This is a genomic window from Affinirhizobium straminoryzae, assembly GCF_007004135.1.
In the GTDB taxonomy this organism is placed as follows: Bacteria; Pseudomonadota; Alphaproteobacteria; order Rhizobiales; family Rhizobiaceae; genus Neorhizobium; species Neorhizobium straminoryzae.
In genome coordinates this window covers 1-17784 of sequence record NZ_VJMG01000071.1, presented here as the reverse complement: position 1 = coordinate 17784, position 17784 = coordinate 1, and the positions used below count along the sequence as shown (strand labels likewise).

Below are 17784 nucleotides of genomic sequence, written 5' to 3'. Positions count from 1 at the left end.
TGCTTCTCCACGACCGTCTGGAGACCGTTGAATGTTCACCTACACGATCCGGCGTCTCATGTTCGCCGTGCCGACGTTGCTCGTCATCAGCTTCGTCATCTTCGCCCTTCTCGATCTTGCCCCGAACGATCCGCTGGGCGACCTGCCGTTGACGATTCCGCCGGAAGTGCGCGAGCAGATTCGCGCCGCCATGGGCCTCGATCAGCCCTTCTTCATTCGCTACCTGCACTGGATGCACCAGTTCTTCGTCAACGAGCCGCTCAACATTCTCGAGCAGCTGACAGGCCTGACCTTCGGCAGTGGCGAGCGCATGCGCGTGCTCTCCTGGGCCACCCGCAGCCCCGTGGTCGATCTCATCGTGCAGCGCCTGCCGCAGACCCTGTGGGTGGTCGGCATGGCCTATGTCTTCGGCATCCTGATCGCCATTCCGGTGGGCGTGATCTCCGCCTATCGCCAGTACTCGATCTTCGACCAGATCGGCACCTTCATCACCATGGTCGGCTATTCGGTACCGACCTTCTTCACCGGCGTGCTGCTGATCGTCATCTTCTCGTCCTGGCTGCAATGGTTCCCGTCGATCTACGACACGAACCTCGTCGTCAACGACTGGTCGAGCTTCGTCGCGCAGGTCAAGCAGATGGTGCTGCCGGTCACCGTGCTCGCCCTCTACAACGCCTCGCAGATCGCCCGTTTCGTGCGCGCCTCCATGCTGGACAATCTCAGCCAGGATTACGTGCGCACAGCCCGCGCCAAGGGGGTAAAAGAAAAGGCCGTGCTGCTGGTCCACGTGCTGCGCAACAGCCTCATCCCTGTGGTTACCGTGATTGCGCTCGGCGTGCCCACCATCTTTTCCGGTGCCATCATCACCGAGCAGATCTTCCGCGTGAACGGCCTTGGCCAGCTTCTGATCACCGCCGTACAGGGCGCCGACATCCCGCTCGTCCAGACACTCACCTTCATCTTTGCCGTGCTGATCGTGCTCTTCAACCTGATCGCCGACGTCCTTTACGGCATCCTTGACCCGAGGATCCGCTATGACTGATGCCACCGCGACCCTTGCCGCAACCCCGAAGACGGCTGAGACGGAGACGCCGCTTGCCCTGTTCTGGCGCCGCTTTCGCCGCCACAAGGGCGGCGTGGCGGGCCTGGTGATCTTCGTCGCCATCCTCGCCATCGTCTATATCGGACCCTTCATCCACACGATCGATCCGAACAAGATCGACATCCGCGCCAAGAACAAGGGGCCCTCGCTGCTGCATCCGTTCGGAACGGACAATCTCGGCCACGACATGCTGGCCCAGGTGATGGCCGGCGGGCAGATTTCGCTCGCCGTCGGCATGACGGCCATGCTGCTGGCGCTGTTCCTCGGCACGCTGGTCGGTGTGATGGCCGGCTATTTCCGCCGGCTCGACGGGCCGCTGATGCGCCTGACCGACCTGTTCCTGGCACTGCCGCTGCTGCCGCTGCTGCTGGTGATCATCATGCTGTTCCGCGACACGCTGCGGGCCGCCTTCGGTCCGGAAACCGGGATCTTCATCCTGATCGTCTTCGTCATCGGCATCACCAGCTGGATGCACACGGCCCGCATCGTGCGCGGCGACGTGCTGGCGGTCAAAAGCCTGGAATTCATCACGGCGGCGCAGAGCAGCGGCATGCGGGAATACCGCATCGTGCTGAAGCATATCCTGCCCAACGTGCTTTCCTCGATCATGGTCTCGGCCACGCTCGGCATCGCATCGGCCATCATCACGGAATCGGCGCTGAGCTTCCTCGGCCTCGGCTTCCCCTCGGATTTTCCGACCTGGGGCCGCCTGCTGTTTGATGGCGCGAATTTCCTGCAGATCACGCCCTCGCGCGTGCTCTGGCCCGGGCTCGCCATCTCGCTGACGGTTCTCAGCGTCAACTACATGGGGGATGCGGTGCGCGACGCGCTCGATCCGCGTTCCATGTCACGCTGATCCACGCCAGCCAACCGCTTTGTCATGCCCCGCAGACCCGTCTGTGGGGCATTTCGTCAGGCAGCCCGCAGCGTCATACAAAAAATCGAGGATCTGCAAAAAATCTGCGACGGCCATGGAACCAAGCCGGGGGCGGCACGTTATCACGACATCTGGAAGCGCCCCCGTCCCCCGCCCTTCAAGCTTCCAGATACCTCTTCATCCCCCTCGAAGAGACCAACGGTCTCGATTTCTCCGGAAATCGAGACCGTTTTTTTATGCCGGAAGTTCCGGACTGCAGCTGAAAAAATGCAAGGCTCTGCACAGGCGACAGCCCGTCGCAGGCGCTTTATTCGCTGGTGTGCTCGATGGGGAAGACGAGGCTGTAGCTGATGCGATCCGGGCTGATCACGTAATGCGCCTTGCCATTGACGGAGGCCGGCACCACGCGCTCCAGCACGGTGCTGCCGAAATGCGCCTTCAGTGTATCGTCCTCGCGCGCTTCCAGCCGGCTTGCCTGCATGGCCAGCCCCTCGTCCCAGCGCACCTCCAGCGAGTCCTGGCCATTGGCCAGCACGCGGTTGCAACTGACGCTGATCGAGCGACCGGTCTTGATCAGCGAGCCATGGCTGACGGCATTGACGATAAGTTCGTGCAGGGCAAGACCAAGATGCAGCGAGGCATTGGGTGAGAGCAGCACGTCGTCACCCGTCACCCGTACCAGTTTCTGGTTTTCCGGCAGGTATTTCTCGGTCTGCTGGCGCACGAGTTCAAAGAAATAGGCGCCGCGCCAGCTGGAATCGGTGATCAGATCCTGCGACTGCGACAGCGAATAAAGACGGCCGCGGAACTTGTTGAGGAACATGTCGAGCGTCACCGAATAGCGCGCGGTCTGCAGCGCAATGCTCTGGATGATCGCCAGCAGATTCTTGGAGCGATGGCTGACTTCGCGCAGCAGCGCGCGCAAAAGACGCTCCCGGTGGCGTTCCTCGGAGCGGTCAACAATGGTGGTGACAAGATGAATACCACTCGCGCCCATGGCCACCGCCTGAACGCGAAACTCGTAGATCTCATCGGAATTCACGGAGATTTCAATATGCTTCTTCTGCCCATGTTCCGTAAGGCCGTCTTTCAGCAGGCGCAGCCTCTCGGAAATTTCGGGACCAAACAGGGAAAGATCGCTCGGTGATTCGCCTAACCCGCCGGACCAGACGGTGGGGAGATTCGTGACGAACAGATAGTTGCGGTCGAGGTTCTGAATGATCACGCTGGCACCCAGATCAACCAGGGCCGGCATGAAGAACTCACGCAACTTGTCGTCACTCTCACCAGCCTGTTGCCATGTCAGCTGATGCGACAAGAATTCCACTCCGCCTTGCTCTTGGCCTGAGAACAATCCGCAAAAGATGCAGACCCGCCAATGACACGCCCGTTATAGGGCCTAACCCAGAAGGGAACAACCCGACTGGCCACGAAATTACCGCAATTCAACCGGGCCGCCGGAACGGCCACGAGACAAGGGGCTGTGTCCCGAAGGCAGGTCCGTCCCTGCGGCCGCAAGCACCGGTCTTCAGGCTTGATGCGCCATTCGCAAAGTCCGATCCCGGCAGATCGCAGCGCCGACGGAACGCGCCGGCGCTGTGAATGTTCCTTGCAACGGAGAGGATGCGTGGCCACCCTCTCCTGGCCGCATCAGGCGGCGGCCTTCACCGCATCGTTGAAGAAGAGAGCCTGACTGATAAGAGCCTTGACCATGTCGGGGTTGAACGGCTTGGTCACCAGGAATGCAGGCTCGGGCCGCTCGCCGGTCAGCAGGCGCTCCGGGAAGGCGGTGATGAAGATCACCGGCACGCTGGAGGACTTCAGGATTTCGTTGACGGCATCAATGCCGGAACTGCCATCGGCCAACTGGATGTCGGCCAGCACCATTTTCGGGCCGGAACTCTGGAACAGGGCAACGGCTTCCTTGTGGGTACGGGCAATGCCGGTGACATTGTGGCCGAGATCCTGGACCATCTGCTCGATGTCGAGCGCGATCAGCGGCTCATCCTCGATGATCATGATGTCGGTTGCAACCTGACGGGAAATCTCGCGCGAGGCCTCGTCCAGCAGGCGGGTCGCCTCATCCACCTCGACATCGAGAATCTCGGCCGTCTCTTCCAGCGTGAAGCCTTCGACAGAAATCAGCAGGAAGGCGTGGCGGGCCTGGGAGGGCAGATTGGCCAGATTGGCAACCGCCCGCTGTTCCCATGCAAAGGGGGAATCGATCGGGCGGATCTCGATTGCGGTGGAACCAAAAATCTGGACGAAGAGTTTGTAGAGCGAAACACGGTCCTTGGAGGTTTCCGGAAAGATGGAAACATCTGCAATCAGTGCCTCCAGGACCGCCGCGACATATGCGTCCCCAGAAGTCTGCGAGCCGGTAACAGCGCGAGCGTAGCGGCGCAGATAAGGAAGGTGGGACGCAACGCGTGTGGTGAGTGACATTCAGAATCTCCCCTGATGCCCTGCGGGCAATGAACGTGATATCAACGTCAGACAGAAAAAAAAGTTCCGAATGCAGGGAACTTTTTTTTCAGCTGTGCATTTCCTTCCACGATATCGCAATGGGCGCCTGCGTGATGAGTGACGACGAAACAAGAAAACAAGAAACAATGACAACAGCACAATCGAACAACTTCCGGCCAGGCGCAATGCTGCCGAACGCGTCGATTTCCCGCAAGCTGCGGGAGTTCTACGATGCTGTCCAGGAAGAAGGGATACCGGACCGGTTCCTTGAACTTCTGGAACGCCTGGAAGAAGCGGAAAAGAACGCCAAATCGGTGAAAGCGAAATGACAACCACGGACAGGGACGTCGATCGCGCCTTCAAGCGCGACCTGCTGGCCTCTTTGCCCAATCTTCGCGCCTTCGCCGTGTCACTGACCGGCCGCCACGACAAGGCGGACGATCTGGTGCAGGACACGATCATGAAGGCCTGGGCGAACCAGGGCAGTTTTACCGCCGGCACGAACATGCGCGCCTGGCTGTTCACCATCCTTCGCAATGAATTCTACAGCCAGATGCGCAAGCGTGGCCGGGAAGTGCAGGACAGCGACGGCCTGTTCAGCGAACGCTTCTCGGTGCATCCGGAACAGTACGGACGACTGGATCTGCAGGATTTCCGCAAGGCACTCGACACACTGCCGGACGACCAGCGCGAGGCGATCATTCTGGTCGGTGCCGCAGGCTTTGCCTATGAGGAGGCCGCCTCCATCTGCGGCTGCGCGGTCGGCACGATCAAGAGCCGCGTATCGCGGGCCCGCACACGGCTTCAGGAAATGCTGGGCGTTTCCGGCGAAGGGGATTATGGCCCCGATCCGGGCGATGCCGCCATCACCGCACGCGCCTTCGGCAGCTGAGCCGTCCAGGCGGGCTCATCCGGATATCGCCGCGCGGCGAACGATCCTCACAAGCTCCTCATCATCGAATGGACGTGACATGACGGGAATGCCGAAAAACCCCGGCAATCCACGACGGTGCTCGCTGTCGACGGAGGAAAACACAATGCCGGTGCCTGCTTCGCGCAGGCGCCGGACATGCGGTTCGACGGCCGCAGACATCAGGGCGGCATCAAGAAGCAGAATGTCGAAACGCCGGGACTGGAGCGTCTGAACCATATCGCGGGGAACGGCGATTTCCACCGTACAGGCCAAGTGTTCAGTCAGGATCTGTTCGGCTTCCAGGGCCACGAGAAATTCGACGTCGATAACAAGGACGTGCACAAAAGCGGCTCCTGGTGGATGACGTGAACCATGCCGTAGATCACCGCCGTTCTGCCCCGTCATTTAAAAAAGACACACCTGCCCCACATTCCTGTATCGAACCGTGCCAATTGCGAGGCTCTGCCAGACGATCATGACCCAGGCGAGACCACTCACACCGCCGCGCGTTCCTTGCGACCTGTGCCCGCTGAGACGGCGGGAAGGCTTTCGGGACTTTACCGGCGAGGAACTGTCTTTCGTGTCCAGCTTCAAGTTCGGGGAACTGGCGGCTGATCCGGGTGCCACCATCATCAGCGAGGGTGAGCGGCACCCCCAGCTTTACACCGTGCTGGCCGGATGGGGCTTTCGTTACAAGATCCTGGAGGACGGACGCCGGCAGATCCTCAATTACGTGCTGCCCGGCGATCTCGTCGGCCTGCAGGGCAATCTGATGACGGAAATGCTGCATTCGGTGGAATCGCTCACGCGCATGACGCTGTGCATCTTCGAACGCGACCGGCTGACGACGCTGTTTCGCCATCACCCGTCACTTGCCTATGACCTGACCTGGATCGCCTCACGCGAGGAATCCATGCTGGACGAACACCTGCTCAGCATCGGCCGCCGCACGGCGCTGGAACGGGCGGCCTATCTTCTGGCCTTCCTCGATCACCGGGCGCGCGTCACCGGAGCCTTCGGCGAGGAGGGTCCGTTCATCCTGCCCCTGACGCAGCAACATGTGGCGGATACACTCGGCCTTTCCCTGGTGCATACCAACAAGACGCTGCGCAAGCTGTCCGATGCAGGCGTGTTGCGCTGGCTCGATCGTGGCTCCGAGGTTCTGGAGCGCGCGCGCCTTCTGGAGATTGCCGGCTGGCAGCCGACAAAGGAAGGACAGCGCCCCTTCATCTGAAGGCGCGCTGTCGCACAGGATGCGGTCTGGAGCAATTCCGGTGAAAACCGGATCACCTGAAATGCTCTATCTCTTTGTTTTCACGCCGTCCGGACGCAAGATGATCGCTGACACGGTTTTGGCTAGGACCTGCGCTAGTGCGGGATCGGCCCGGATCATTCGGCAATGATTGCCCGCAGCATCCAGAGCGCCTTTTCGTGGAAGGTCAGCCGATCCGTCAGCATGTCCGCGGTCACCACGTCGCCGGCCTCATCAGCATCCTCCGCAGCCTTGCGCATGGTCTGGACGGCATGTTCGTGATCCTCCACCAGATCGTTGACCATGGAGATCGCCGTAAACTTGCCGACATCTGCAGCCTTCGGCGCAAAGCCTGCCGCTTCGCCGAGCGTTGCCGGTGCCAGATGGCCGAGCGCGCGGATACGTTCCGCAATGATGTCCGCAGCTTCGAAGAGTGCGCCATAATGCTCCTCGGTCAGTTCGTGCAGCGGCTTGAACAGCGGACCGACGACATTCCAGTGATAAACATGGCTCTTGATGGTGAGGCGGTAGGTCGCGGCCAGAATCTGCGAGAGGCTTTCGGCCATCGTCTCGCGATAGGCCTTGTCGAGGCCGATATTGATGTTCTCATCGTGGGACTTCGGCTTCAGGACAGCAGAGGCTTGTGCCATGGTCGGTCTCCTTGTTGGATTATCTCAGCAAAGTTCAGGTCTCTGGCGACCCATCCTCCGGACTGGAGCCGCCCATCATGCGCAGGGCAAACAGGGCAAGTCCGCCGGTAACAGCCGCCGCCATCAGCGGCCGCGATTTCATCATGACCGGCAGCAGAGAAACCGCCGTCGTCATCAGCAGGGCACGGTTGTTGGCTGCGGCTTCGCGCCTGCGACGCTCGTCCACCCGATTCTGGATGAGAACAATAACCAGGACGATCAGAGCTACCGACAGCGAAAGGGCCGCAACGATGCCAAGCGCCGCAACAGGGCTCATGGAGGATGCCAGCCACATGGCGAGCGCTGCGACACCGGCGCCATAGGCGGTCAGCAGGAACAGGGCCATGATGGCGAAGAGCAGCACGTTGCGCCGCGTCCGCTGAACGAACATGCCGACGTCGAGCGAGAGGATCGACGTCAACAGGGGCAGAAGCCGCGCCATCTCAGCGGCGCGACAGAAGCGCGAACAGGAAGCCGAGGCCGGCGGCAATCGCCACCGACTGCAGCGGCTTGGTGCGGATCTGGCGTTCCAGATCCTGCTCGATGGAGGCAGCCTGTGCGCGGGCGGCATCCATGACATGGGCCGAGGCATCGATCGCCTCGCTGGAGGCACGCCGGGCCTTTGCCTTCAGATCCTCCGCCTTGTTGGTGCCGGCCGCGGCGACCGCCTTGGCAAGCGCGGCAATGTCTTCCCGCAGTTGCTGCAACTGAAGCTCGATATCGGCCTGCGAACCGGATCGCGGGAAATCATTCGGCGAATTCATCGACATCGCGTTCTCCTTGAGGAACAGGGTTGGCCCGGAGGCGGGCACGACAAACCTTTGCGGGCGCTGTCCCACCGGCTCATTCACGGTGTCAACGGAGACTGCGCCCTTTTGTTCCATAGCCCCGGAGAGGGCGCTGTGCGTTGCGGAAGATCAAGCCGACGGCGGTTCCGGCCAGCGAGCCACGCCGCCGCTCCAGGTCTCGAAGGCCTGCGACAGCTTCAGCACGAACTGGTCGGCAAAACGGGGGCCGACGATCTGCAGCCCGATCGGCATGCCGCTTTTCGAAAAGCCGCAATTGATCGACGAGGCTGGCTGCTCCGACATGTTCCACGGCACGGTGAAGGCGATGTGCTCGAAAGGCGCCCTGGGATCATTGGTCGGCGAGGCCCACTCAGCCGGGTAGGACACAACCGGATTGGTGGGCGAGATCACCGCATCAACGGTGGTGAACAGCTTTCCGCAGGTCTTGCGCATCTCGATCGTCTGGTTGAAGCCGCGCACGGCATCGACGCCGGAAACGCCCGCGCCACCCTTCGCCCAATCGAAGATGTAGGGCAAGATCAGGCTCTGGCGTTCCTCGCTCATGCCCTCGATATCGCCCCAGAAGCGGGCGCGCCAGAAATTGTCGAGCCCGTCCAGCATGGCGCGGCTGATCACCGGTCCGACCGGCACGATCACCGCCCCCGCCTGCTCGAACAGGTGTGCTGCGGCGATCACCGCGTCCTTCACCTCGTCTTCCGCCGCCAGCCCGCAGCCGGCATCGAGCATCAGGCCGATCTTCAGGCCCCTCACATCGATGTCGAGATCCAGCCAGTCGAAGGCGTTGGGCGGCAGCGAGGTGCCGTCACGCCAGTCGGTGCGCGACAAGGGTTCCATCGAGAGGGCTGCATCCTCCACGAAACGCGTCATCGGACCGGCGCAGCGGCCGACATAATAGGGATCGACCGGAATGCGGCCATGGCTCGGCTTGAAGCCGAAAATGCCGGTCCAGCCGGCCGGCAGGCGCACGGAACCGCCGATATCCGTGCCGATATGCAAGGGACCGAAACCGGCGGCGGCCGCCGCGGAGGCGCCGGCGCTCGATCCGCCGGGGTTCTGGCTCAGATCCCAGGGATTGCGGCTGAGCGGGTGGAAGCTGGAAAGCCCGGAAGACAGCATACCGTAATCCGGGCAGGTCGTCTTGGCGAAGATCACGGCGCCATCCTCGCGGCAGCGCGCGGCAATCGGCGCATCCTCGGCGGCCGGCACAAGTTCAACCGCCTTCGTGCCGAGCGGCACCGGATCGCCCTTGGTGGCAATCAGTTCCTTCAGCGTTACCGGAATGCCATCGAGGAAGCCGAGAGTGTCGCCGCTTCGCCAGCGCTCCGTCGAAGCCTTCGCCTGGGCGCGGGCGCTTTCGGGATCGTAGAGGTAAAGCGCCTGCACATGCGGTTCGAAGGCGGCGATCCGCTCCTCCACCGCCTGCCAGTATTCGAGCGGCGACAGGTCCTTCCGGGCAAAGAGATCCCGGACCTGCCGGATGGTCAGCATCAGCAATTCATTCATGGCGATGTCTTCGTTCTGGTCAAAAATTCAGGAGGGGTCGCGGGGATCGAGCAGGTCGCGCAAGCCGTCGCCCAGCATGTTGAGGCCCATGACGGCGAGCGCGATGGCAAGCCCGGGCAGCAGCGCCAGCCAGGGCGCCTGGCCGAGAAAGGTCTGCGCGTCAGACAGCATGCGACCCCAGGTGGGGGCCGGCGGCGGCATGCCGAGCCCGAGAAAGCTGAGGCCCGCTTCGGTGAGGATGGCAAGGCCGAGCTGGATGGTCACCTGCACGATGATCTGGTTGGCGATGTTCGGCAGCACGTGCACGACGGTGATCTTCGCCCGGTTTCGCCCCATGCCGATAGCGGCCATCACATAGTCGCGGGTCCAGATCTGCGAGGCGGCACTCAGCGTCAGGCGGGCGAACACGGGCACCATGAAGACGGCGATGGCAATGATCGCGGTAAAACGCCCCGAGCCGATGAAGGCGCCGAGCAGCATGGCCGACAGGATGGGCGGCACGGCGAAGATGATGTCGCAGAAGCGCATCACCACGGTTTCCGTCACCCCCCGGATCGCAGCCACCAGCACGCCGACGCCGGTGCCGAGCGTTGCCCCCAGCGCCACGGCGAGCAGCGAGGTGGAGAGTGAATTCCAGGCCCCCACCATCAGCATGGAGGCGACGTCACGGCCGAACTGGTCGGTGCCGAGAAGGCCATGCGCCATAGGCGGCTTCAGCTTGTGGATGATCTGCATCCTGGTCGGCGGCATCGGCGTCCAGACGAGAGAGAGGAGCGCCAGAGCAACCAGGGCGAGCGTGATCACAAGGCCGACGAGAAAGGTGGGATGGCGTCGCAGGAAGGACATCAGCGCACTCCCGCCCGCAGCCTGGGATCGATGAGGAGGTAGGCGAGGTCCACGAGAAAATTCATAAGGATCACGAGAGCGGAAAAGAAAAGGACGACATCCTGCATCACCACCACGTCCCGCTGGGACAGCGCCTGATAGGCGAGCCGCCCGAGGCCCGGCAGGTTGAAGACGTTTTCCACCAGCACGGCGCCGGCAATCAGGAAGGTGAACTGCAGGCCAAGCATGGTGACAACCGGGATCAGCGCATTCGGCACCGCATGCCGCCAGAGGGCCGTCTGTTCCGACAAGCCCTTGGCACGGGCGGTGCGGACAAAATCCTCGTTCATCACCTCGAGCACGGCCGAGCGCGTGACCCGCATCAGAACCCCCGCCTGCGGCAGGGCAAGCGCCACGGCCGGCAGCAGCAGCGCCATCAGCGCCGCGCCAACACCGCCCGCCCAGCCCGGAAAACCGCCGGCCGGCAGCCAGCCGAGCGTGGTGGAAAAGAGGATGATCAGAAGCAGCCCCACCCAGAAGGCCGGCACGGCAATACTGACATGCGAGAAGAGGCCGGAGAACACGTCCCAGCCGCCATTCTGGTGGCGCGCCGCCTGCACGCCGAGCGGAATGGCAAGCACGACCGAGATCAGGATGGCGATGAGCGCCAGCGGCACCGTCACGGACAGGCGCTCGGCAATCAGCCCCGCCACAGGCACACCATAGGTATAGGAGCGCCCGAAATCGCCCTGCAGCACGCCGGCAAGCCAGGCGACATAACGCACCGCCAGCGGCCGGTCGAGGCCCATCTCCTTCTGCAGCGCCGCCAGCGTATCCGGGCTGGCGGACGTGCCGAGAATGACCGAGGCCGGATCGCCCGGCAGAAGATCCATCACCGCGAAGATGACGGCGGAGACCAGAAGCAGGGTGACGATGAGACCGGCAAGCCGGCGGACGATGAGCGCAATCATGACCTGTCCCTTCCGGCTCTCCCGAGCGAAGGATGAAGTGCCGGAGACCGGCATGCAATGACATTCGAGGATGGGGGGTCAGCCCCCCTCTGGCCTGCCGGCCATCTCCCCCACAAGGGGGGAGACCACCAGAGGCAACGGCTCGCCCAGCATATCGGGCTCGCTCGGGGCAAGGTAAGCCCCTCCCCGTTGAGGGGAGGGTTTGGGGAGGGGTTTAGGGTACAAGCGCCTCATTCCGTCCAGTGCACTTCGGACAGCACGTTCGACGGGATGGGCTCGTTTTCCCACAGACCGGCCACTTTCTTGTCCCAGACCCCGAGCTTCGGCATCACGAAGAGATAGAGCGCCGGCACGTCGGTCGCGAGGATGGTCTGCGCCTCGGCATAGAGCTTTTCCTGTGCGGCGGGGTCGGCGGTTGCCTCCACCTTTTTCAGGATCTCGTTGAAGGTCGGGTTCTTGTAGTTGAAGTAGTAGGGATCGCGGGCATAGATGTCGATGTCCATCGGCTCGGCATGCGCAACGATGGTCATGTCGTAATTGCCGCCCTTGAACACGTCGGCCACCCATTTGGCGGGAAATTCGGTGGTCTCGATGGTCATCGTCACGCCGATCTCCGCAAGCATCGCCTGCAGGATCTGCGAGGCGCGCTGGGCATAGGCCATCTGCGGCGCCTTCATGGTGAAGGAAAAGCCGTTGGGATAGCCGGCCTCGGCGAGAAGCGCCTTCGCCTTTTGCGGATCGTAAGGATAGGTCTTCGTCAGATCCACATAGCCGCGGTCGTTCGGCGTGTAATGGCTGCCGATCGGCGTGCCGAAACCGGACCAGGCGCCATCGATCACCGCCTGCCGGTCCACTGCCATCATCAGCGCCTGGCGCACGCGCTTGTCGTCGAACGGCTTCTTGGCATTGTTCATGCCGGCCACGACCTTGAGTTCCGTATTGCCGATCACGGTGGCAAGGCGCGCGTCGCCCTTGAGGCTGTCGATCAGTTCCGGCGCGCCGAATTCGGGGAAGGCATCCACATCGCCGGCCTTCAGCGCCGCCGCCTGAGCCTGTGCATCGGCGATGAAGCGGAAGGTGGCCTTGTCCAGCCTGGCGGCACCTGCCTTGTTCCAGTAATCGGGATTGCGTGCCAGCTCGACCGAGGCACCCTTGGTCCAGCTGACGAACTTGAACGGCCCGGTGCCGATCGGCGTCGTCTTGTTGTCGGCGGCGGATTTCGGCGCGACGATGGAGGACGACGGCCAGCCCAGCCAGTAGAGCAGGCTGCCGGCCGGCTGCTTCAGCTTCAGCACCAGCGTTGCGGCATCCGGCGTCTCGACCGTGTCGATCGCTGCGAAATAGCGTTTCTGCGGGTTGACGGAATCGGCACCGCGGGCACGGTCGATGGAGAATTTGGCGACAGCAGAATCGAAGGCTTCGCCATTGTGGAAGGTCACGCCCTGGCGCAGCTTGAAGGTATAGATCAGGCCATCCGGCGAAATGGTCCAGCTTTCGGCAAGCTGCGGCTGCACCTTGCCATTGCGATCGATGGTGGTGAGGCCTTCGAACACGTTCTGCCATGTCACCTGGCCGATGGCGACGGGGGCGGCAATCGTCGGATCAAGACCCGTCGGCTCGACGGACATGCCGAGCGTCAGGCTCGTCTTCGGCGCGGCTTCGGCCGGCATGCCGGCGGCAAGCACCAGGCTGGCGGCCATGGCAAGGCCCATCACGGCCCGGCGCGTCAGCGCGGTGGATGCGGAAAGAAACTGGCTTCCCATGGTAAGGCATTCCCCTTGTTCTCGCTCTGCCGCAGGACCCGGAAAGCCCTGCGGGAACGTGGTTATGCGAAGAGAGTGGCACTTCGCAGGCGCACACACAATTACCATTTTTGTGTTCCCTGTGTAGCCGAAATCGCTACACGGAATTCTTCGGCCTGCGTGGCTTGACCCGGTCCGCACCGCGCATGAACCCCTCGATGAAATCGACCAGCTTGCCGGCCGCGAAGGAAAGCTGCCGGTCGGGCGCGACGCAGAGGTCGATCGCGGTGCGCACGCCCTTGCCGGCGGCAATCGGTATCGCCGCCATCAGGCCGGACTGCACCTCGCGCTGCACGGCGAGCGCCGGCAGAAGCGTGACCGCTGCCTGCTGCAGAACCAGCTCCTTCAGCATTTCCAGCGAACCGGTGACGAAAACCGGATCAAGCTCCACACCGATCCTGCCGAATTGCTCCTCGAAGGCCTGCCGCGCGCCAAAACTCTTGTCCGGCAGGGCAAGCGGCAGGGCGGCAATCTCCTTCAGGGTGATCTCTGTCCTTTCCGCCGCCGGATGAGTGGCCCAGGTGACGAGATCATAGGTGATCTCCGAGCGCAGCCGCACCTTTACCCCCGGCATCTTCGGAGCAAACAGCGTGACGACCAGATCCGCCTCGGCCGCAGCCAGCGCCTCGATCGCCTGGCGGGCGCTGGTGATCATCACCTCGAAGCGCAGCTTCGGATAGCGAAGCGAAAACTGCGCGAGCACCGGCGCCAGCAGATTGGCGACGGTCGCACCATTGGCATAGATCACCACCCGTCCGCGCTGCAGCCCCTGCAGGTCGTCGATCAGCTGGTGTACATGCTCCAGCTCGCGAAACGTGCGGCCGGCCCGCGCTGCCAGAAGTTCGCCTGCCGCCGTCAGCTTGATGCCGCGGTTCGAACGCTCCACCAGCGGCGTGCCGAAATAGTGCTCGAGATTCTCAATCTGGCGACTGACGGCAGTCGGTGCCACGTTGAGATTTTCCGCCGCCGCGCGCATCGAATTGGTGCGCACGAGTTCGTCGAAATACATGAGCGCACGAAGCTGCATCTGGGTTCCTGCGGGGTGAAGCGGCGGCGGCGGCGGCGGTCAGGTCCGGCGAAAGCCTTCGCTGGCCACCAGCAAGTCGCGGGTATAATCCTCGGAAAAGGCCCGCTTTTCCAGCGCCTCGACGGAGACTGTCTCCACCATCTGCCCCTTGCGCATCACCGCCAGCCGGTCGCACATATGCGAGACGACGCCGAGATCATGGCTGACCATCAGGAAGGTCAGGCCGCGATCCTTGCGGGCCTGTTCGAGCAGGTTGAGGATTTCCGCCTGGATGGAGGCATCGAGCGCCGAGGTCGGCTCGTCGAGCAGCAGGATCTTTGGTTCGAGGATCAGCGCGCGGGCAATGGCGATGCGCTGGCGCTGGCCGCCGGACAGCTGGTGCGAGTAGCGGAAGCGGAAGCCCGATCCCAGTCCCACTTCGTCGAGCGCGCGGGCAATGCGGGCATCAACATCGGTAAAGCCATGGACCGCCAGGGGCTCGAGCAGCAGCCGGTCGACCGTCTGGCGCGGATGCAGAGAGCCATAGGGGTCCTGAAACACCATCTGGACGGTGCGGTAGAAATCCCGGTCCCGCCGATGGCCTTCATAGCGCTTGCCGGAGACGGTCAGCGTGCCGCTCTCGAAGCTGTTGAGACCGGCAATCGCCCGCAGCAGCGTCGATTTGCCCGAACCGGACTCGCCGACGAGGCCGAAGGATTCCCCCTGGGCGACGCTGAGGCTGACGCCATTCAGCGCCACGAATTCATCGAAGACCACGACCATGTCGCGGACGGACAGAGCCTCGCCGGTCATTGCGTCCACTCCGGTTTGCGCTCCAGCACGGGCAGCGGATGGCGGTCGGACCCGATCGTCGGCAGGCAATTCAGCAATCCTTGCGTATAGGGGTGTTTGGCCGCGGCGAGATTGGCAGAGGGCAGTTCCTCCACCACCCGGCCGGCATACATCACAAGAACGCGGTCACAGAACGAAGAGACGAGGCGCAGGTCATGGCTTATGAAGATCAGGCCCATGCCGCGCTCGGCCACCAGCCGGTCGAGGATCGCCAGCACTTCCAGCTGCACGGTCACGTCCAGCGCCGACGTGGGTTCGTCGGCAATCAGCAGTTCCGGGCCGCAGACCAGCATCATGGCAATCATGACGCGCTGGCCCATGCCGCCGGACACTTCGTGCGGATAAAGATCGAAGACGCGCTCGGGATCGCGGATCTGCACCGCCTCCAGCATGGCAAGCGCCCGCTGCCGCGCTTCGCGGTTCGACACCTTTTCATGGGTCTGCAGCGTCTCGATGATCTGCCGGCCGATCGGCATCACCGGGTTCAGCGAATATTTCGGATCCTGCAGGATCATCGCCACCCGCTTGCCGCGCAGGTCGCGCCGGGTGCGCGGCGAGGCGGACAGGAGATCGATGCCGTCAAAGCTCAGCGTTTTTGCGGTAATCTTCGCATGGCCGGGAGTAAGCCCCATGATCGCGCGACCGGTCTGCGACTTGCCGGAACCGGATTCGCCGACAATACCGAGCCGCTCGCGGCCGAGCGTGAAGGAGACGCCGCGCACGGCATTCACTTCGCCGGTGCGGGTGGGAAAGGAGACCCGGAGGTCATCCACGGTCAGAAGCGGCGTCATTGGCCGGCCTCCTTGGGATCGAGCGCATCGCGCAGGCCATCGCCCAGCAGGTTGAAGCCGAGGCTGACGATCAGGATGGCAAACCCCGGCATGGCGGCGACCCACCACTGGTCGAGAATGAAGCGGCGGCCGGAGGCGATCATCGCCCCCCATTCAGGCAGAGGCGGCTGCGCGCCAAGGCCGAGAAAACCGAGGCCGGCGGCGGTCAGGATGATGCCGGCCATGTCGAGTGTCACGCGCACGATCAGTGACGAGGTGCAGAGCGGCATCACATGGCGCAGCACGATGCGGAAGGGCGAGGCGCCCATCAGCTTCACCGCCGCGATGAATTCCGAATTGCGGAAGGTCAGCGTTTCGGCGCGCGCGATGCGCGCATAGGGCGGCCAGGAGGTGACGGCAATCGCCAGAATGGCGTTCTCGATGCCGGGACCGAGAGCCGCCACCAGCGCCAGGGCCAGCACCAGCTTCGGAAAGGCCAGAAAGATATCGGTGATGCGCATCAGCACGGCATCCACCCAGCCACCGGCATAGCCGGAGACAGTGCCGACGACGAGGCCGATGGGCGCAGCAATGATTGCCACCAGCACCACCACCATCAGCGTCAGACGCGAGCCGTGGATGAGGCGCGAGAGGATGTCGCGGCCCTGGTCATCGGTGCCGAGCCAGTAGCCGGCGGTTCCGGGCGGCAGCAGGCGCGCATTGCGCAGGTCGCCCTGCACCGGATTGTGGGGGGCAAGCAGAGGCGCCAGCAGCGCCACGACGATGAGCGCCAGAATGATGCCGAGGCCGAGCAGCGCCAGCCGGTTTTCCGAAAAGCGCCGCCAGATCACATAGGCGCGGCCCGCCCGGGCCTGCCGGCGCGAGGTCGGCCGGTCGGACAAAAGCCAGGCTCGGCTATAGGGTTTGGGTTCGGTCAGCGCACTCATCGGCGGCGAGTCCTTGGATCGAGCGTGCGGTAGAGCAGATCGGAGAACAGATTGATCCCGATGAACACGGCTCCAATGACGATGGTGCCGCCCAGCACGGCATTCATGTCGGCATTCTGCAGCGAATTGGTGATGTAGAGACCCAGGCCCGGCCAGGAAAAGATGGTTTCCGTCAGGACCGAGCCCTCGAGCAGGCCCGCATAGGACAGCGCGATCACGGTGACGAGCGGCACGGCGGCATTGCGCAGCGCATGAAACCAGATGATGCGGGTTTCCGACAGGCCCTTGGCGCGGGCGGCGACGATATATTCCTGGCTGAGTTCGTTCAGCATGAAGGAACGCGTCATGCGGCTGATATAGGCGAGCGAGAAATAGCCGAGCAGCGCTGCCGGCAGGATGATGTGGCGGAACAGATCCCACAGCACGTCCCAGGCGCCCTGCCAGATCGCATCGATCAGATAGAAACCGGTTACCGGCGTGAAGGTGAATTCGAAGGCGATGTCCATCCGGCCCGGATAGGCGACCCAGTTCAGCCGCGCGTAAAACACCACGAGCGTCAGCAGTCCCAGCCAGAAGATCGGCACGGAATAGCCAATCAGGCCGATGACGCGCACGATCTGGTCGGCGATGCTGCCGCGCCGGACGGCGGCGAGAACGCCGAGCGGAACGCCGAACAGGGCACCGATCAGCGTGCCGAGCGTTGCCAGCTCGATGGTGGCCGGAAACACCCGCCTGATGTCGTCCATCACAGGATTGGTGGTCAGCACGGAGGTGCCGAATTCACCCGAAAGCGCCTGTTTCAGATAGAGGAGGAACTGCTGCCAGAGCGGCAGGTTGAGGCCAAGCTCCTCGCGCACACGCTCCACGACATGCGCAGGCGCGCGGTCGCCGACGATGGCAAGCGCCGGATCGATCGGGATCACGCGGCCGATGAAGAAGGTAACCGCCATCAGCCCCAGAAAGGTGGTGAGGACGGTCACGACGAAACCGAGGGTCGCGC

The 17784-nt window shown here is 63.1% G+C and carries 20 protein-coding genes; 5 read left to right on the top strand and 15 right to left on the bottom strand.

The window, feature by feature from the left end:
* Positions 1 to 31: 31 nt before the first annotated feature.
* Entirely contained in the window at positions 32 to 1042 is a 1011-nt protein-coding gene (locus FNA46_RS21315) for an ABC transporter permease (protein ID WP_143127230.1), read from the top strand.
* Positions 1035 to 1958: an ABC transporter permease gene (locus FNA46_RS21310; protein WP_143127229.1), complete on the top strand. Its 924-nt coding sequence runs from the start codon at positions 1035 to 1037 to the stop codon at positions 1956 to 1958. The genes FNA46_RS21315 and FNA46_RS21310 overlap by 8 nt, the downstream gene beginning before the upstream one ends.
* Positions 1959 to 2286: 328 nt before the next feature.
* Here FNA46_RS21310 and FNA46_RS21305 read toward each other — a convergent pair whose 3' ends face one another.
* Both FNA46_RS21305 and FNA46_RS21300 read right to left on the bottom strand, forming a co-directional pair.
* Positions 2287 to 3234, bottom strand: coding sequence for a sensor histidine kinase (locus FNA46_RS21305; RefSeq protein ID WP_143127228.1), 948 nt, complete (start codon positions 3232 to 3234; stop codon positions 2287 to 2289).
* A 395-nt stretch (positions 3235 to 3629) separates the two neighbouring features.
* On the bottom strand, positions 3630 to 4424 hold the full coding sequence (locus FNA46_RS21300) for a response regulator (protein WP_143127227.1): 795 nt from the start codon (positions 4422 to 4424) through the stop codon (positions 3630 to 3632).
* A gap of 167 nt (positions 4425 to 4591) precedes the next feature.
* On the opposite strand from FNA46_RS21300, the gene FNA46_RS21295 reads away from it, so the two are divergent.
* Positions 4592 to 4774, top strand: a complete 183-nt coding sequence (locus FNA46_RS21295) for a NepR family anti-sigma factor (RefSeq protein WP_143127247.1) — start codon at positions 4592 to 4594, stop codon at positions 4772 to 4774.
* Complete coding sequence (locus FNA46_RS21290) at positions 4771 to 5337, top strand: RNA polymerase sigma factor (RefSeq protein ID WP_143127226.1); 567 nt, start codon at positions 4771 to 4773, stop codon at positions 5335 to 5337. Before FNA46_RS21295 ends, FNA46_RS21290 begins: the two co-directional genes overlap by 4 nt.
* 15 nt (positions 5338 to 5352) lie before the next feature.
* Here the strand turns inward: FNA46_RS21290 and FNA46_RS21285 are convergent, their stop codons facing one another.
* A complete protein-coding gene (locus tag FNA46_RS21285; RefSeq protein WP_143127225.1) occupies positions 5353 to 5763 on the bottom strand; it encodes a response regulator in 411 nt (136 codons plus the stop codon).
* A 70-nt stretch (positions 5764 to 5833) separates the two neighbouring features.
* On the opposite strand from FNA46_RS21285, the gene FNA46_RS21280 reads away from it, so the two are divergent.
* A complete protein-coding gene (locus FNA46_RS21280) occupies positions 5834 to 6592 on the top strand; it encodes a Crp/Fnr family transcriptional regulator (protein ID WP_143127224.1) in 759 nt (252 codons plus the stop codon).
* Between the two features lie 155 nt (positions 6593 to 6747).
* Here the strand turns inward: FNA46_RS21280 and FNA46_RS21275 are convergent, their stop codons facing one another.
* From FNA46_RS21275 to FNA46_RS21220, 12 genes are all read right to left on the bottom strand, one after another.
* A complete protein-coding gene (locus tag FNA46_RS21275) occupies positions 6748 to 7260 on the bottom strand; it encodes a Dps family protein (RefSeq protein WP_143127223.1) in 513 nt (170 codons plus the stop codon).
* A gap of 34 nt (positions 7261 to 7294) precedes the next feature.
* On the bottom strand, positions 7295 to 7741 hold the full coding sequence (locus FNA46_RS21270; protein WP_143127222.1) for a hypothetical protein: 447 nt from the start codon (positions 7739 to 7741) through the stop codon (positions 7295 to 7297).
* 1 nt (position 7742) lies between these two features.
* Positions 7743 to 8069, bottom strand: a complete 327-nt coding sequence (locus FNA46_RS21265; protein ID WP_143127221.1) for an ElaB/YgaM/YqjD family protein — start codon at positions 8067 to 8069, stop codon at positions 7743 to 7745.
* Between the two features lie 147 nt (positions 8070 to 8216).
* A complete protein-coding gene (locus FNA46_RS21260) occupies positions 8217 to 9611 on the bottom strand; it encodes an amidase (protein ID WP_143127220.1) in 1395 nt (464 codons plus the stop codon).
* Positions 9612 to 9638: 27 nt separating this feature from the next.
* Positions 9639 to 10457: an ABC transporter permease gene (locus FNA46_RS21255; protein ID WP_143127219.1), complete on the bottom strand. Its 819-nt coding sequence runs from the start codon at positions 10455 to 10457 to the stop codon at positions 9639 to 9641.
* Positions 10457 to 11407: an ABC transporter permease gene (locus FNA46_RS21250; RefSeq protein WP_143127218.1), complete on the bottom strand. Its 951-nt coding sequence runs from the start codon at positions 11405 to 11407 to the stop codon at positions 10457 to 10459. The genes FNA46_RS21255 and FNA46_RS21250 overlap by 1 nt, the downstream gene beginning before the upstream one ends.
* Positions 11408 to 11637: 230 nt before the next feature.
* Positions 11638 to 13170, bottom strand: coding sequence for an ABC transporter substrate-binding protein (locus FNA46_RS21245; RefSeq protein WP_143127217.1), 1533 nt, complete (start codon positions 13168 to 13170; stop codon positions 11638 to 11640).
* A gap of 136 nt (positions 13171 to 13306) precedes the next feature.
* On the bottom strand, positions 13307 to 14236 hold the full coding sequence (locus FNA46_RS21240; RefSeq protein ID WP_143127216.1) for a LysR family transcriptional regulator: 930 nt from the start codon (positions 14234 to 14236) through the stop codon (positions 13307 to 13309).
* Positions 14237 to 14275: 39 nt separating this feature from the next.
* Positions 14276 to 15028 carry an ABC transporter ATP-binding protein gene (locus FNA46_RS21235; RefSeq protein WP_143127215.1) on the bottom strand — a complete coding sequence of 251 codons (753 nt, stop codon included), beginning with the start codon at positions 15026 to 15028 and terminating at the stop codon, positions 14276 to 14278.
* Positions 15025 to 15858: an ABC transporter ATP-binding protein gene (locus FNA46_RS21230; protein ID WP_143127214.1), complete on the bottom strand. Its 834-nt coding sequence runs from the start codon at positions 15856 to 15858 to the stop codon at positions 15025 to 15027. Before FNA46_RS21230 ends, FNA46_RS21235 begins: the two co-directional genes overlap by 4 nt.
* Positions 15855 to 16784: an ABC transporter permease gene (locus tag FNA46_RS21225; RefSeq protein WP_143127213.1), complete on the bottom strand. Its 930-nt coding sequence runs from the start codon at positions 16782 to 16784 to the stop codon at positions 15855 to 15857. Before FNA46_RS21225 ends, FNA46_RS21230 begins: the two co-directional genes overlap by 4 nt.
* The coding region (locus FNA46_RS21220; RefSeq protein ID WP_143127212.1) for an ABC transporter permease at positions 16781 to 17784 on the bottom strand (1004 nt) is incomplete at its 5' end. The genes FNA46_RS21220 and FNA46_RS21225, both read right to left, overlap by 4 nt.

Coding starts and splice junctions, on each gene's coding strand:
- FNA46_RS21280 (WP_143127224.1), top strand. CDS start 5,834: ATGACCCAGGCGAGACCACTCACACCGCCGCGCGTTCCTTGCGACCTG.
- FNA46_RS21225 (WP_143127213.1), bottom strand. CDS start 16,784: ATGAGTGCGCTGACCGAACCCAAACCCTATAGCCGAGCCTGGCTTTTG.
- FNA46_RS21240 (WP_143127216.1), bottom strand. CDS start 14,236: ATGCAGCTTCGTGCGCTCATGTATTTCGACGAACTCGTGCGCACCAAT.
- FNA46_RS21310 (WP_143127229.1), top strand. CDS start 1,035: ATGACTGATGCCACCGCGACCCTTGCCGCAACCCCGAAGACGGCTGAG.
- FNA46_RS21295 (WP_143127247.1), top strand. CDS start 4,592: ATGACAACAGCACAATCGAACAACTTCCGGCCAGGCGCAATGCTGCCG.
- FNA46_RS21265 (WP_143127221.1), bottom strand. CDS start 8,069: ATGTCGATGAATTCGCCGAATGATTTCCCGCGATCCGGTTCGCAGGCC.
- FNA46_RS21255 (WP_143127219.1), bottom strand. CDS start 10,457: ATGTCCTTCCTGCGACGCCATCCCACCTTTCTCGTCGGCCTTGTGATC.
- FNA46_RS21245 (WP_143127217.1), bottom strand. CDS start 13,170: ATGGGAAGCCAGTTTCTTTCCGCATCCACCGCGCTGACGCGCCGGGCC.
- FNA46_RS21270 (WP_143127222.1), bottom strand. CDS start 7,741: ATGGCGCGGCTTCTGCCCCTGTTGACGTCGATCCTCTCGCTCGACGTC.
- FNA46_RS21275 (WP_143127223.1), bottom strand. CDS start 7,260: ATGGCACAAGCCTCTGCTGTCCTGAAGCCGAAGTCCCACGATGAGAAC.
- FNA46_RS21315 (WP_143127230.1), top strand. CDS start 32: ATGTTCACCTACACGATCCGGCGTCTCATGTTCGCCGTGCCGACGTTG.
- FNA46_RS21305 (WP_143127228.1), bottom strand. CDS start 3,234: ATGCCGGCCCTGGTTGATCTGGGTGCCAGCGTGATCATTCAGAACCTC.
- FNA46_RS21285 (WP_143127225.1), bottom strand. CDS start 5,763: ATGACGGGGCAGAACGGCGGTGATCTACGGCATGGTTCACGTCATCCA.
- FNA46_RS21230 (WP_143127214.1), bottom strand. CDS start 15,858: ATGACGCCGCTTCTGACCGTGGATGACCTCCGGGTCTCCTTTCCCACC.
- FNA46_RS21260 (WP_143127220.1), bottom strand. CDS start 9,611: ATGAATGAATTGCTGATGCTGACCATCCGGCAGGTCCGGGATCTCTTT.
- FNA46_RS21235 (WP_143127215.1), bottom strand. CDS start 15,028: ATGACCGGCGAGGCTCTGTCCGTCCGCGACATGGTCGTGGTCTTCGAT.
- FNA46_RS21250 (WP_143127218.1), bottom strand. CDS start 11,407: ATGATTGCGCTCATCGTCCGCCGGCTTGCCGGTCTCATCGTCACCCTG.
- FNA46_RS21300 (WP_143127227.1), bottom strand. CDS start 4,424: ATGTCACTCACCACACGCGTTGCGTCCCACCTTCCTTATCTGCGCCGC.
- FNA46_RS21290 (WP_143127226.1), top strand. CDS start 4,771: ATGACAACCACGGACAGGGACGTCGATCGCGCCTTCAAGCGCGACCTG.